This is a genomic window from Acidovorax sp. Root217 (assembly GCF_001428645.1).
Classification (GTDB): Bacteria; Pseudomonadota; Gammaproteobacteria; order Burkholderiales; family Burkholderiaceae_C; genus Acidovorax.
This window is the reverse complement of record NZ_LMIH01000011.1, coordinates 156,194-170,227: the sequence shown is the minus strand read 5'-3', so window position 1 is coordinate 170,227 and position 14,034 is coordinate 156,194. Positions and strand designations below refer to the sequence as shown.

General features: G+C 67.3%; 13 protein-coding genes and 1 pseudogene. 10 read left to right on the top strand and 4 right to left on the bottom strand.

Going from position 1 to position 14,034, the window contains the following annotated elements; all coding sequences use genetic code 11:
• Nucleotides 1–169 precede the first annotated feature (169 nt).
• Nucleotides 170–616, top strand: a complete 447-nt coding sequence (locus ASE31_RS10135) for a heme-binding protein (protein ID WP_057201515.1) — start codon at nucleotides 170–172, stop codon at nucleotides 614–616.
• Nucleotides 617–643: 27 nt separating this feature from the next.
• Here ASE31_RS10135 and ASE31_RS10130 read toward each other — a convergent pair whose 3' ends face one another.
• From ASE31_RS10130 to ASE31_RS10120, 3 genes are all read right to left on the bottom strand, one after another.
• Nucleotides 644–1,195 (bottom strand): hypothetical protein, encoded by a 552-nt coding sequence (locus tag ASE31_RS10130; RefSeq protein WP_057201514.1) that lies wholly within the window; start codon nucleotides 1,193–1,195, stop codon nucleotides 644–646.
• A gap of 1,040 nt (nucleotides 1,196–2,235) precedes the next feature.
• Nucleotides 2,236–3,033 (bottom strand): carboxymuconolactone decarboxylase family protein, encoded by a 798-nt coding sequence (locus ASE31_RS10125; protein WP_082604118.1) that lies wholly within the window; start codon nucleotides 3,031–3,033, stop codon nucleotides 2,236–2,238.
• Nucleotides 2,996–3,499 (bottom strand): cupin domain-containing protein, encoded by a 504-nt coding sequence (locus tag ASE31_RS10120; protein WP_082604117.1) that lies wholly within the window; start codon nucleotides 3,497–3,499, stop codon nucleotides 2,996–2,998. The genes ASE31_RS10125 and ASE31_RS10120 overlap by 38 nt, the downstream gene beginning before the upstream one ends.
• A gap of 142 nt (nucleotides 3,500–3,641) precedes the next feature.
• Between ASE31_RS10120 and ASE31_RS10115 the strand changes: the two are divergent.
• Nucleotides 3,642–4,538, top strand: a pseudogene (locus tag ASE31_RS10115) (LysR family transcriptional regulator).
• Between the two features lie 115 nt (nucleotides 4,539–4,653).
• On the opposite strand, the gene ASE31_RS10110 reads toward ASE31_RS10115, so the two are convergent.
• Entirely contained in the window at nucleotides 4,654–5,559 is a 906-nt protein-coding gene (locus tag ASE31_RS10110) for a LysR family transcriptional regulator (protein WP_057201513.1), read from the bottom strand.
• Between the two features lie 169 nt (nucleotides 5,560–5,728).
• Between ASE31_RS10110 and ASE31_RS10105 the strand changes: the two genes are divergently transcribed.
• From ASE31_RS10105 to ASE31_RS10070, 8 genes are all read left to right on the top strand, one after another.
• Complete coding sequence (locus tag ASE31_RS10105; RefSeq protein ID WP_082604116.1) at nucleotides 5,729–6,871, top strand: alpha/beta hydrolase; 1,143 nt, start codon at nucleotides 5,729–5,731, stop codon at nucleotides 6,869–6,871.
• Nucleotides 6,871–8,088, top strand: coding sequence for an MFS transporter (locus ASE31_RS10100; protein WP_082604115.1), 1,218 nt, complete (start codon nucleotides 6,871–6,873; stop codon nucleotides 8,086–8,088). Before ASE31_RS10105 ends, ASE31_RS10100 begins: the two co-directional genes overlap by 1 nt.
• On the top strand, nucleotides 8,085–8,618 hold the full coding sequence (locus ASE31_RS32535) for a cyclophilin-like fold protein (RefSeq protein WP_235514386.1): 534 nt from the start codon (nucleotides 8,085–8,087) through the stop codon (nucleotides 8,616–8,618). The genes ASE31_RS10100 and ASE31_RS32535 overlap by 4 nt, the downstream gene beginning before the upstream one ends.
• A gap of 209 nt (nucleotides 8,619–8,827) precedes the next feature.
• Nucleotides 8,828–9,667, top strand: a complete 840-nt coding sequence (locus tag ASE31_RS10090; protein ID WP_082604114.1) for a 2Fe-2S iron-sulfur cluster-binding protein — start codon at nucleotides 8,828–8,830, stop codon at nucleotides 9,665–9,667.
• On the top strand, nucleotides 9,654–10,646 hold the full coding sequence (locus tag ASE31_RS10085) for a xanthine dehydrogenase family protein subunit M (protein ID WP_057201509.1): 993 nt from the start codon (nucleotides 9,654–9,656) through the stop codon (nucleotides 10,644–10,646). Before ASE31_RS10090 ends, ASE31_RS10085 begins: the two co-directional genes overlap by 14 nt.
• Before the next feature lie 12 nt (nucleotides 10,647–10,658).
• Nucleotides 10,659–12,851, top strand: a complete 2,193-nt coding sequence (locus ASE31_RS10080) for a xanthine dehydrogenase family protein molybdopterin-binding subunit (protein WP_057201508.1) — start codon at nucleotides 10,659–10,661, stop codon at nucleotides 12,849–12,851.
• A 44-nt stretch (nucleotides 12,852–12,895) separates the two neighbouring features.
• Nucleotides 12,896–13,252 (top strand): cyclophilin-like fold protein, encoded by a 357-nt coding sequence (locus ASE31_RS10075; protein ID WP_057201507.1) that lies wholly within the window; start codon nucleotides 12,896–12,898, stop codon nucleotides 13,250–13,252.
• Between the two features lie 273 nt (nucleotides 13,253–13,525).
• Nucleotides 13,526–14,034: spore coat U domain-containing protein (locus ASE31_RS10070; RefSeq protein WP_235514384.1), on the top strand; the 509-nt coding region annotated here is incomplete at its 3' end.

The window sequence follows — 14,034 nt, the reverse complement described above, 5'->3', positions numbered from 1 at the left end:
CCGCAGCACTCCACCCTTGTTCATTGAAATCCAGGGTGTTGCGCTTCGCTTTTGAATCCGCCCGGTGATAGCGGCGCGGCGGGCCTTATCGGGGCCGGGGCGGCGCCCCACGTGGGTTCTGGGCGCCCAGGGCGTTCGAAGTCACATTCTTTTTCAACGGGAGTTTTCCATGCCATTCACCATCCCCGAGCACACCACCCACAATGCCCCTTCCATCACGCGCGACGCGGCCTGGGCGTTGCTGGAGGCCGCACGCGCCGGGGCGCGCGACATCGGCATCGACGTGGCCATTGCCGTCACCGATGCGGCGGGCCACCTCAAAGCCTTCGAGCGCTCGGACCACGCACCCTTCCTCACGGCCGAGGTGGCCATCGACAAGGCCTGGACGGCCGCCTCCTTCGGAGTGGGCACGCATGTGTGGAATGCCATCCTCACCGACCCCAAGGTGGCGCAGCTCGCGCACCGCCCGCGCATGGTGTCCGTGGGCGGTGGCTGCCCCATCCTCGATGGTGGCCAGGTGGTGGGGGCCATCGGCATCTCGGGCGGCAATGCCCAGCAGGACCAGGATGCGGCCGAGACCGCCATCCGGGCGCTGGGCTTCGAGGTCAGGGCCTGAAAAGGCCCTGAACAGGTCCTTGGGCTTTCAGCGGTCCACGTACTGCGCGTCGAAGCGCTTGCGCGCCGCGAGGTGGGCGTCGGCGCAGGCGCCGGTGGCCGGGTCGGCTCGGCACACGGGGCTGGGCTGGAAGTAGCGGGCCCAGGCATCGGCGCGGCGCTGCTGGCGCTCGGATTCGAGCCGGGCGGCCAGGGCCTGGGCGGTCTTGAGGTCGTCGTCGGCCTTCTTCTGGCCTGCGTCCTGCACCGGCGCAGCAGGCTGCGGGGCCTCGGCCTGCGGTGGTGCGGTCTGCGCAGGCAGTGGCGGCGCAGGTTCGGGGGCGGGCGGTGCTGGTGGCGGCGCAGGCTGGGCCACCGCAGGTGGCGGGGCGGCCTGCGTGCTGGTACTGCTGCTGTCGTCGCCCACAGGCCGTGGCTGTGTCAGCACGGCCGGTGTGGCTGGTGGCGGTGGGCGCTGGCCGACGATGGCGTCGTGGGCAAACAAGGCGGCCAGACCGCCGATGAACACGCCCAGCGCGATCCTGGCAACGTCTGGCAAAAAGGGGCCCCTGCCGGCCGCGGGTGACGAATCTGGTTGCATGGCACACCTCCTGAGGGCAGTGTAGCCGTGCGTGCGCCGGCACATTGGTCAAATCGCAGGCACCGCGTTGAAACCCGCGCCGGCACTGGGCCCGGCGGGCATGCACAGGTGTTATCCACAGAGTCATCCACGCTGGCTGTGGACTGCTGCACTGGGCTGCGTGGCAAGGTGTACCGGGGAGGTGCGCGGCGCCGCAGTCGGGCCATTGCCAGCCATGCGCCAGGGCCTGAAAAGTGGCCCGCACACCGTGCTGCGGCGCGCGGCGGTGGGCTGATGAAAGAACAGGCACCGCATCGCAGCCCGCGCCAGTGCTGGCTTTGCGGTGTATTCATCAGGGTTTTCCACAGGGTCATCCACGGTCGCGGTGGATGGTGTGTCAACGTACGCAAGCCGCGCTATCGGCGCGCCTCGTGGCGGACTTGGAGGGCGGCTGCTGATGAATTCGCAGGCACCGCGTTGCAGGCCGCGCCAGTGCTGGCTCTGGCGTGGCTGCACAGGGGTTATCCACAAAGTCATCCACGCCGGCTGTGGACTTTGCGGACGCCGTTTGCGCCCCCGGCGCGGCCATTGGTCAATCCGCAGGCACCGCGTTGCAAGCCGCGCCGGCATTGGCTTTGCGCGGCATGCACAGGCCTTTTCCACAGGGTCATCCACGGTGGCTGTGGACTGGTTCGCCCGCCCAGGCCTGGGACGCATGGCAAGGGGGCGGGCGGGTTGACGGCGGGCGGGCAATCCGGCGGTGCTGGCGCCGCGCTGATGAATTCGCAGGCACCGCGTTGCAGGCCGCACCAGTGCTGGCTTTGGCGTGCATGCCCAGTGCTTGTCCACAGGGTCATCCACGCCGTCTGTGGACGGTGCGCGCGCATACGGGTGCCCTGCCGCGCCCCCTGCCCGGGGCATTGATGAAATCGCAGGCACCGCGTTGCAGCCCCCGCCGGCATTGGCTTTGCGCCGTATCCACCGGTGTTTTCCACAGGGTCATCCACGGCGGCTGTGGACTGCGGGCGCGGTGTCGGCGCTGCTGCGCGAGTTGCCTGCCGCTACTTGCCACCCCGAGCAGCCAGGGCCCGCACCAGGGCCCCGTCGGCGCGGGCCGCATGGGCACCGTCCACGCGGTCGGCCAGCACCTGCGCGAGCTGGCGCAACTGGCCGGGCGTGAGCCCCACGTTCATGCTGATTCCCATGTGCGACTGCAGCTGCGATTCGGCGCCGGCCAGGGCCGAGAGCATGCCCACCGTGGCGATTTCGCGGCTCTGCCAATCCAGGTTGTCGCGCTCGAAGATGTCGCCGAAGAGGTGGGTCTTGAGGTACTGGTCGATGGCCGGTGCGAAGTCGAACAGCGGGCCCTTGACGGGCGCACCCACCAGGCGCGTCTGGTTGGCCGTGCCGGCTGCCAGCAGGGCATCGCCCTGGGGGATGGGCCGGCTGGGCGCGCTCCCGGGGGCGTCCTGCAGGCCGCGCTGGCGGCGGGCCTCCAGCACTTTCAGGAGCTCGCCCAGCGCGTTCAGGCTGCGCGGGAAGCCCGCGTAGGCATACACCTGCACCAGAACTTCGCGCGCGTCGCCCACGGTAAGGCCCGCGTCCAGGCCCTGGTTCAGCGCAGGGCCCAGGCGCGCGATGTCGCCGGCCGCTGCGAAGGCGGCGATGGGCACGATGGCCTGCTGGCGTGGCGAGAGCGTCTCGCTGGTCTGCGCGGTGGTGGGTTGCATGGCCTTGGGCTCCTGGGGGCTGGCGGATGCGTGGCCCGGTGCAACGGCCAGGCCGGCCAGCAGGCCGATGGCTGCCAGCCGGCCCATGCGCTCAACGCGCCGTGGTGATGTTGCTGTGGTATTGCTCATCGCTGACCTTCTCCATCCATTCGACGTTCTTGCCATCTGCCATGCCGGTCACGGCCAGGTGGGTCATGGCCGTGCTGGGCGCGGCGCCGTGCCAGTGCTTCACGCCGGGCGGACACCAGACCACGTCGCCGGGGTGGATCTCCTGCACCGGCTTGCCCCATTCCTGCGTGCGGCCGATGCCCGAGACCACCACCAGCCGCTGGCCTGCGGGGTGGGTGTGCCAGGCAGAGCGGGCGCCGGGCTCAAAGGTGACATGCGCGCCCGAGGCGCTGATGCCCTTGTCGGCAGGCCAGACGGGATCGACGCGCACGCGGCCGGTGAAGAAGGCATCGGGCCCGGCTGCCGAGGCCTGGGCGCCAGCCCTGGTGATCTGCTGCGTGCTTAAAGCGGGTGACTCGGTCGCGGCAACCGCGCCGCCCTGGGCCACGGCCAGGGCAAAGGCGGTTCGCATGAGCGTGGGGTTCATAGGCTGGGGCTCCTGAAGGTTGGAAGGGGTGCGGCAGGCGGGCTGTGAACACCGCCGGCCGGTGCACTAACTGTAGACAGGGGTGATTGGGCTGAGAAGATGCCAAAATCGGCATGCACTTGTGCAACACATTCACCAATCCATGGCCTCTGGCGAAAACCTCAACGACCTGCGCGCCTTCGTGGTGGTGGCGCGTGAGCGCAGCTTCACCCGCGCCGCGGCGCAACTGGGCCTGTCGCGCTCGGCGCTCAGCCATGCCATGCTGGCGCTGGAGTCGCGCCTGGGCGTGCGCCTGCTGGCCCGCACCACGCGCAGCGTCTCCACGACCGAGGCCGGTGCGCGCCTGCTGGCCACGGTGGCCCCGCGCCTGCAGGAGATCGAGGCCGAGCTGGGCGCCCTGAGCGCCATGCGCGACAAGCCTGCCGGCACCGTGCGCATCACCGCACACGACCACGCCATTGCCACCGTGCTCTGGCCCCGCCTGCAACCGCTGCTGCTGGAGTAGCCCGACATCCGCATCGAGTTCAGCGTGGACTACGCCTTCACCGACATCGCCTCGCAGCGCTTCGACGCGGGCGTGCGCGTGGGCGACCGGGTGGACAAGGACATGGTGGCCGTGCGCATCGGGCCGCCGCTGCGCATGGCCGTGGCGGCCTCGCCGGCCTACCTGGCAGGCAAGGCGCTCCCGGTCACGCCGCACGATCTGACAGCGCACCAGTGCGTGAACCTGCGCCTGCCCACGCACGGCGGTCTGTATGCCTGGGATTTCGAGAAGGACGGGCAGGCACTGGCCGTGCGCGTGCAGGGCCAGGTGGTGTTCAACAACACCCAGTTGATGCTGCAGGCCGCGCTGGACGGCCTGGGCTTTTGCTACGTGCCGCTGGAGCTGGTGCAGCCGCACGCCGAGCACGGCCGCCTGGTGCCGGTGCTGCAGGACTGGTGGCCGAGCTTCTCGCCCTACCACCTGTACTACGCCAACCGCCGCCAGACGGCGCCCGCGCTGGCCCTGGTGATCGAGGCACTGCGCTGGCGTGAATAGGTGAAGCGTGCAGCAGCGGCATGGGCCATGCAACCATCACCCTCACAAGTCGGCCGCAGCGCACAACAGAAGTCTTGGCCGAACGGGTTTCTCGTTTGGCGCGCCAGCCGGCGCGCTAGCCGGCTCGCGAGCCGCTCAGGCGCAGCGCCTTCACCACCAGCGAAAACGCGGGTGAGGGCTGGCGCTTGCTGGGGTAGTACAGGTGGTAGCCGGCAAACTTGGGGCACCAGTCCTGCAGCACGCGCACCAGCCGCCCCGATGCGATGTGCGGCATCAGCTCATCTTCGGGCAGCAGGGAGATGCCCAGCCCGGCCAGCGCCGCGTCGACCTGCGGCGCGGAGGTGTTGAAGATCAGCGGCCCATCGACACGCACGTTCATCTTGCGGCCGCGCTTTTCAAAATCCCAGACATACAGACCGCCCGAGGTCGGCATGCGCTGGTTGATGCACTGGTGACTGGTGAGGTCCGCAGGCGTCTTGGGAATGGGGTTGGCCGCGAAGTACCCGGCAGAGGCGACCACCGCCATCTGCAGCGGCGGGCCGATGGGCACGGCGATCATGTCGTTGTCGATCGTGTTGCCCATGCGGACACCAGCGTCGAACCGGTCGGCCACGATGTCGCGAAAGCTGTAGTTCACGTCGAACTCCAGCTTGATCTCGGGGTACTCGCGCAGCAGCGGCGCGAGCTTGGGCAGCAGCACCGTGTGCAGCACGTTGTCGCCACAGGTGATGCGCACCGTGCCTGCGGGCTTGTCCCGCAGCTCGGTCAGCGCGTCGAGCTCGGCCTCGATTTCCTCGAAGCGGTGCCCGATGGCCTTCATGAGCCGCTCGCCGGCCGATGTCGGCGCGACGCTGCGGGTGGTGCGCGTCAGCAGCCGGATCTGCAGGCCCTCTTCGAGCCCGCGGATGGCCTGGCTGAGGGCGGATTGGGTGACGCCCAGCGTGCCCGCAGCGCGCGTGAAGCTCCCCTCGCGCGCGACCGTCACGAAGGCCAGCAGATCGTTGAAATTGCGTCGTGGCATCGATTGCGCTCCCTTGTGACTTGGCATCTGACTTGTTATCCAGGCTAATAAATGTATTAAGCATTCATTACCTAGTCAATGGATGCCCTGGCCGGCACACTTGCCTGCAAGCCCCAGCGCACCAGCACAGGCAGCGCGCTGCGCACCCACAGCACCAGGAACTCCGGCCATGAACCATCAAGCAGACCACATCCATCCATCCACCGTCGAGCCAGCCGGGCCATCGCCCGATCGGCGCGAATTCCTGAGGATCGCTGGCACCAGCGCAGCAGCAGCCGGCATGCTGTCGACGGCGGGCGGCACGGCATTCGCCGCTGCGCCGATGGGCGCAGCGCTGCCGTCGGGCGCCGACAACTTCTACACGAGCAACCAGGTCATCGTGCAGCAAGTGAGTTTCAAGAGCCAGTACCGCATGACCGTGACCGGCACCCTGTTCGTGCCCAGCACGCTGGACCGCAAGAAGCGCACCCCGGCCATCGTCGTCGGCCACCCCATGGGTGCAGTGAAGGAGCAAAGCGCCAATCTTTACGCAACGAAGATGGCCGAGCGGGGCTTCGTGGCTCTGTCGGTGGATCTGGCGTTCTGGGGCGGCAGCGAGGGCCAGCCGCGCAATGCGGTGTCTCCCGACATGTATTCCGAAACCTTCAGCGCCGCAGTCGACTTTCTGGGCAGCCAGGCATTCGTGGACAGGCAGCAGATCGGCGCCATCGGCGTGTGCGGCAGCGGCAGCTTCGTCATCAGCGCCGCCAAGATCGACCCGCGCCTGAAGGCCATTGCCACGGTCAGCATGTACGACATGGGGGCGGCCAACCGCAATGCGCTCAACCATTCGCAAACGCTGGCGCAGCGCAAGCAGATCATCGCTGCCGCCGCAGCGCAGCGCGATGTGGAGTTCAACGGCGGTGCAGTGCAGTACACCGGCGGCACGGTGCTCAGGCTGAAAGCGGACACGCACCCCATCCAGCGCGAGTTCTTCGACTTCTACCGTACCCCGCGCGGCGAGTTCACGCCCCTGGGTGCATCGTCGCAGACGACGACCATGCCAACGCTGAGCAGCAACGTGAAGTTCATGAACTTCTACCCGTTCAACGACATCGAGACGATCTCGCCCAGGCCGCTGCTGTTCATCACCGGCGATCAGGCCCACTCCAAGGAGTTCAGCGAAGACGCCTATCAGCGCGCTGCCGAGCCCAAGGAACTGCACTACGTGCCAGGTGCCGGCCATGTGGACCTGTACGACCGGGTGACCCTGATCCCATGGGACAAGCTGGCATCTTTCTTCGACCGCCACCTCATCAAGGCCCGGGCCTGATGGCGGCCCCTGCCATCACCGCGAGCGCCGGCATCCCGCTTGACCAGGAAGGCGGTGGTCGCCCTGCGCACTGGGGCGGAGTCTTCGCGATGACGCTGTGCGTCTTTGCGCTGATCGCTTCGGAATTCATGCCCGTGAGCCTGTTGACGCCGATGGCGTCGGACCTGCAGGTCACCGAGGGCATGGCCGGGCAGGGCATTGCCATCTCCGGCGCGTTTGCGGTGCTCGCCAGCCTGTCGATCCCGGCGGTTGCAGGGCGAATCCATCGCAAGGCGCTGCTGCTTGCGCTGACGGCGATGATGTGTGTCTCCGGCGCCATTGTCGGCCTTGCGCCCAACTACCTCACGTACATGGTGGGCCGGGCGCTGATCGGCGTGGTTGTCGGCGGCTTCTGGTCCCTGTCGGCTGCCACCGCCATGCAGCTGGTTCCACCGTCCAAGGTGCCCCGCGCGCTGGCCATCTTCAACGGCGGCAACGCACTGGCCACGGTCATCGCCGCGCCGCTGGGCAGCTACCTTGCGTCCATCATGGGCTGGCGCGGGGCCTTCTTGTGCCTGGTGCCCATCGCTGTGGTCGCATTCGCCTGGCAGTGGTTCAGCCTGCCACCCATGCCGGCCTTGCCGCGCGCAGGGTCCGGCAACGTGCTCAGGCTTTTCAAGAGCCGGCGGGTCGTGCTCGGCATGCTGGCGGTGGGCATCTTCTTCATGGGACAGTTCGCACTGTTCACCTACCTGCGACCGTTTCTTGAGGCGGTGACAGGGGTCGGTGTGTCGATGCTGTCCTTCATCCTGCTCGCGCTCGGCGCCGCAGGCTTCATCGGCACCCTGTTCATCGGGCGATTTCTGAAAGCAGGTTTCTATGCCACCCTGGCCATCATCCCGGTGGTGATGGCTGCCATCGCGCTGCTGCTCACGACCCTGGGCGGTTCTGTGGTCGCCACCACGGTGCTGCTGGCCCTGTGGGGCCTGGTGGCCACCGCGGCCCCGGTCGGCTGGTGGACCTGGATCGCGCAGACCCTCCCGCAGGACGCCGAGGCGGGCGGCGGGCTGATGGTGGCGGTGGTCCAGCTGTCCATCGCACTGGGGTCCACCGCCGGCGGACTGCTGTTCGACGGCAGTGGTTACCAGGCTACTTTCGTCTTCAGCGCCACACTGCTCCTGGTCGGCGCATTCCTCGTAACCATGACGGCGCGTGCGAGCCACGCGGGATCCGCATGACGCAACACCATTGCCTGCACGCCCCAATGGCACGAGCCCACCGATCCTCGCAGATGCGTGCCGCCGGCGTGGCCGCCGCGCTGCTCGTGTTCGGCGCAGGCAACGCTGCCGGACAGGCGCGGCCCACCGCGCCCTTGGCAAGCCAGGCAGACGCAGCACGGGCATCCGACACCTCAAAGGCAATACGCATGCAGCTCTCCGTTGGAAACCGTCGTTTCACGCTCACGGTGGCCGATACCGATGCCGCTCGCGCATTCGTCAGCCAACTGCCACTGACTCTGGACATGCCAGACCTCAACAGCAATGAGAAGCACGCCAAGCTGCCCAAGGCACTGCCAGCAAATGCAATTCGACCGGGCACGATAAGCAACGGCGACCTCATGCTGTACGGATCGGACACCCTGGTCCTTTTCTACCTGGGCTTCGAATCTGCCTACTCGTACACGCGCCTTGGCCGTGTCGATGACCCGAGCGGGTTGGCGCAGGCGCTCGGTCAGGGCACCGCTCGCATCACGTTCTCTCGCTGGTAGCGGTCACTCCATTGCGCGCCCACCTTGCATTGCAGGGGAATTATTAGCCACGGTAATAGCAGCAATAAGCAATCGTTCGGTAGTCAAACACCCGGCTGCTCGACAAACTCGATGTGCGGCAAAGAACGATGAGAACAACACGCCCAGCCACTTCGGCCAGCGCCCCTGCGTGGCCTCCACGAATGCGGTTTTCAAGAAGGACACAGTCCATGCCCCACGAAACACACAACGATCTGCCAACGGAAATCAGTGCCGACGAGGCCGCCCTGGTGCGGGACATGCCTGAGCTCAAGGGCGTCGGCCAGGCGCGGCGCACGTTCATGGTGCAGACCGGTGGCGGCGGCATCGGCCTTTTTGCCGCCAACCTGCTGGCCACGGAGTCCGCGCTGGCGCAGCTTCCGCCGGTGCCGGGTGCGGCGTCTGCGCCCATCGTCGCGCAGAACGTCGTGGGCGTGACCTTCAAGGTCAACGGCACACCGCAGACGCTGCAGCTCGACTCGCGCGTCGTGCTGCTCGATGCGCTGCGCGAGCGGCTTGCGCTAACCGGCTCCAAGAAGGGGTGCGACCAGGGCCAGTGCGGCGCCTGCACGGTACTGGTCGACGGGCAGCGTGTGCTCTCGTGCCTGACCCTGGCCGCCACGCTCGAAGGCCGTGAAGTCACGACCATTGAGGGCTTGGCAAAGGGCGACCAACTGCATCCGATGCAGGCCGCCTTCATCAAGCACGATGGCTTTCAGTGCGGCTACTGCACATCGGGGCAGATCTGCTCTGCCGTCGGCATGCTGGCCGAGGCCCGGCGCGGCCAGGTCAGCCACGTCACCGAGAACGTCGGCAGGACAACGACCCGCCTGACGGACGACGAGATCCGCGAGCGCATGAGCGGCAACATCTGCCGCTGCGGCGCGTATCCAGGCATCGTCGCCGCGATTCAAGAAGTCCATTCGGGCCGGCAGGCAGCCCAGACCTGGCGCTTTGCCAGCGAGGCGCAACTTGCGATGGCATCCACCGCTTCAAGCCCTTCAAAGGAGGACGGCCATGAGACCGTTTGAGTATGTTCGCGCCGCAGATTCCGCTGCCGCTACCGTAGCGGTGTCGGCCATGCCCCAAGCCCGGTACCTGGCCGGTGGCAGCAACCTGCTGGACCTGATGAAGGAGGACGTCGAGCGGCCCACGCGGCTGGTGGACATCACGCGGCTGCCGCTGCGCGAGATCCAGCGCACGCGCTCCGGACTGTCCATCGGCGCGCTGGCGACCAACAGCGAGACCGCCAACCATCCGCTGGTCCGCGAGAGCTACCCGTTGCTGACGCAGGCGATCGTGGCAGGCGCCTCCGGGCAGTTGCGCAACATGGCGACCAATGGCGGAAACCTGCTTCAACGCACGCGCTGCAACTACTTCTACGACACATCGATGCCCTGCAACAAGCGCGAGGCCGACAGCGGCTGCGGCGCGCGAGAGGGCCTGAACAAGATCCACGCGATCCTGGGCTGGAGCGAATCGTGTGTGGCGACCTACCCTGGCGACATGGCAACGGCCTTGTATGCGCTGGATGCCAAGGTGCGTGTGCGCGCACCGGATGGGCGTGAGCGGCTGATCGCCATCACCGACTTCCACCGGCTGCCGGGCGACACGCCGCAGCGCGACAACAACCTGGAGCACGGCGATCTGATCCTGGCCATCGAGCTCCCGGTGCCGTCGGGCGACTTTGCGCGCCACTCGCACTACCTGAAGGTGCGCGACCGCGCCTCGTACGCTTTTGCGATGGTCTCGGTGGCCGCCGCGCTGCAGCTGGATGGCGGCACGATACGGCAGGCGCGCGTGGTGCTGGGCAGCGTCGCCCACAAGCCCTGGCGCAGCGCCGAGGCCGAGGCGGCACTGGTTGGCCAGCGCGCGGATGAGGCCACCTTTCAGCGTGCGGCCGAGGCCGCGCTGCGCGATGCGCGGCCACTTGCGCACAACGCCTACAAGGTGGAACTGGGTCGTCGTTCTGTTGTGCGGGCGCTGATGCGCGCGTCGCGACTGGCTTGAGGAGAGATCGCCATGGCACGCCATCTGGGCAAAGAAACCACCCGCGTCGACGGACTCGCCAAGGTCACAGGCCAGGCGAAGTACACCGCCGAGTTCCAGATCCCGAATGTCACCTACGGCTTCATCGTGCTGAGCACTGTTGCCAAGGGGCGCATCTCGGCCATCGACACACGGCAGGCAGAGCAGGCGGGAGGCGTGATCCGCGTCTTCACGCACCTGAACGCGGGCAGGCTGGGGCCGCCACCGGCAGCCGGGGCGGCGCCCGGGTGGGCGTGGCCGTTGCAGTCGGACCGGGTGTTCTTCAACGGCCAGCCGATTGCCCTGGTCGTTGCGGAGACCTACGAACAGGCCCGGCACGCGTCAAGACTGGTAAAGGTCAGCTACCAGACCGAACCCCACAACACCGACCTCGCCACGGTGCTGGAACGGGCGCAGCCCGACCCGGCCTCGGCCAAGGCCGTGCCCCGCGGCAACCCGGTGGCTGCCATGCAGGCGGCGCCGGTCAAGGTGGCGGCGGAGTACCACATCCCCATCCACCACCACAACCCGATCGAGCCGCACGCAGCCATCGCCTTCTGGCAGGGGGATCAACTCACCATCTTCGACAAGACCCAGGAGGTCTTTGGCGTACAGAAGCACCTGGCCGCGGGCCTGGGCGTGCCGGCCGAGAACATCCGCGTGGTGTCCCCGTTCGTCGGCGGGGCCTTCGGCGCATCGCTCAAGCCCAATTACTACCCCTCCCTGACGGCGATGGCCGCACGCGAACTCAAGCGCCCGGTGAAGGTGGTCTACACGCGGGCGCAGATGTTCACCGGCCATGGCTACCGGCCCCACACCATCCAGAAGGTGGCCCTGGGGGCAGGCCGCGACGGCAAGCTGTCGGCCATCATCCATGAAGCCTTTCACAACACTTCTTCGTTCGAGCCGTTCTCGGACGCCACCACCAGCTTTTTGAAGCAGGTGTATGCGTGCCCGAATCTGCATGCGCCGCTGAAGGTTGCCGCCACCGACCTTGCCACGCCCACGTGGATGCGCGCGCCGGGCGCCGTGAGCGGCATGTTCGCCCTGGAAAGCGCGATGGACGAGCTGTCGTACGCACTCAAGATGGATCCGTTGGCGCTGCGCCTGGCCAACTACGCCGAGGTCGACCCCGAAAGCGGCAAGCCTTTTTCGAGCAAGGCGCTGCGCGAGTGCTACCGCCTGGGCGCAGAGAAGTTCGGATGGGCCAACCGCAAGGCCGAGCCGCGCTCGATGCGCGATGGCCGTTTGCTGGTCGGCTGGGGTATGGCCTCCAGTGTCTGGGGCGCCTTCCAGCAGCCGGCCAGCGCGCGCATTGTGTTTCGCGCCGACGGCACGGCCAGTGTCACCAGCGCAACCAGTGACATCGGTCCAGGCACCTACACCGTCATGACCATGATCGCTGCCGAATTCCTGGGGCTGCGGCTGGACCAGGTGCATTTCGAGCTGGGCGATACGCGCCAGCCCAGGGCACCGGCGCAAGGCGGCTCATGGACCACATCCAGCGTGGGTTCGGCCGTGCGGGGCGCTGCCCTGGCCGTCACCGCCAAACTCCTGCAGCTGGCGAACCGGGATGCCGCATCGCCCCTCACGGGTAAGGCTGCGGCAGAGGTGGAGATGCTCGACGGGTATTTGCGCCCCAAGGGCGATGCGTCGCGCTCGGTGGCCATTGCCGACCTGATGCGGCGCACCGGCACGAACGAGATCGCCGAGACCTGCGATTCGACGCCATCGCCAGAGCGCGCAAAGTACGCATCGCTCGCCCACGGCGCCCAGTTCGTCGAGGTGAAGGTCGACCCCGACCTTGGCACCGTCAAGGTCACCCGCGTCATCGAGGTGACCGCCTGCGGCAAGATTCTCAACCCGCTGGCCTCGCACAGCCAGGAGATCGGCGGCGTGGTGTGGGGCATCGGCATGGCTTTGGAAGAAGCCACCGAGATCGATCACCGCTACGGCAGGATCATGACGGCCAGTCTGCAGCATTACCACGTGCCCGTGAATGCGGACATCCATGCCATCGAGACCATCTTCGTGGAGGAGGAGGACACCATCGTCAACCCGCTGGGAGTGAAGGGCATGGGTGAGCTCGGCATGGTGGGCATTCCCGCTGCCATCGCCAATGCGGTGTTCCACGCCACCGGCAAACGCATCCGCGATCTGCCGATTACGCCCGACAAATTGCTGTGACAGCCAGGCGATGCGGCCGCAAGGTCTGGCCTGGTTGAGCCTTCATGAAAGTCGATTTCATCCTGAACGGTGCAGTGGTCGCGACGGCAACGCTCGACAGCAACGCGAGTGCGGGCGATCTTGCGTTGCTGCTGCCGCTGGATTTGGTGTTGGAGGACTACGAGGCAACCGAGAAGATCGCAGGCTTGCCGCGGGCACTGGCCACCGACGGAGCGCCTGCCGCCCATATGCCAGTGGCTGGGGACCTCTGCTTTTATGCCCCATGGGGCAACCTGGCCATCTTCTACAGGGATGGGCAAATCTCGGACGGCCTGGTCAGGCTGGGCCGCCTTGAACCGGGATGGGACCCTGCGTGGCTCTTCGACGATCCCGCTGTGCGCTTGGTTGTCGCTGCCACCTGAAGACCCGCTTCACGCCAGACTTTCCCCACTTCTGGCCGTCTGAGGAGAACCTTCTACAGATTCCATTTACAAGCTGATACGATTTGCGCATGCCGAGCCGGGTGCTCCGCGGGGTGTGCACCCCATGGTGAATTTGAGGGCGTGGTCCTGCAGGCAAGGTGCATTGGGGGACATTTTTCGAGGAAACACGCGATGGACGCGGGCGGACGAAGACAACACGGGTGGGCATTGGGGCGGCTCGCAGCAGCGGCCCTGGCCCTGGCGGCAGGGCCTGTGTTGGCAGGCACCCTGGGCGGTACTCTGCAAGCGCAGATGCAGCTCACGGCAGGCTGCATGGTCGCCGGCAGTTCCGGTGCCACTGCGGGCGTGAACTTCGGCACCCTGGACTTCGGCACGCGCCCTGGCACCTTCACGGGCATCGTCACGGCCACCCCTTCGGGGGCCGAGGGTGTGTCCGGCCCTACCCAGCTTGTCTGCTCGCCCGAGGTGCTGGGCATCAGCATCCAGGTCGGTCCCGGCGCGTATGCGGGCCAGGGCACGGGCATCGGCACCGGCCCGCGCGCCATGCGCAATGGCAGCACCGCCGCGTACGTGCCCTACGAGCTGTACCGCGACGCCGGGCACACGCAGCCCTATCCCGCCGGAACGGCCATCACCGGCGTCAACGTGCCGGCCAATGGCGCTGCGTTCTCGTTGCCCATCCACGGCCAGATCAACAAGTCGAATCCGGCGGCGCTGCCTGCGGGCATGTACACCGACACGCTGCAGGTCACCGTGACCTA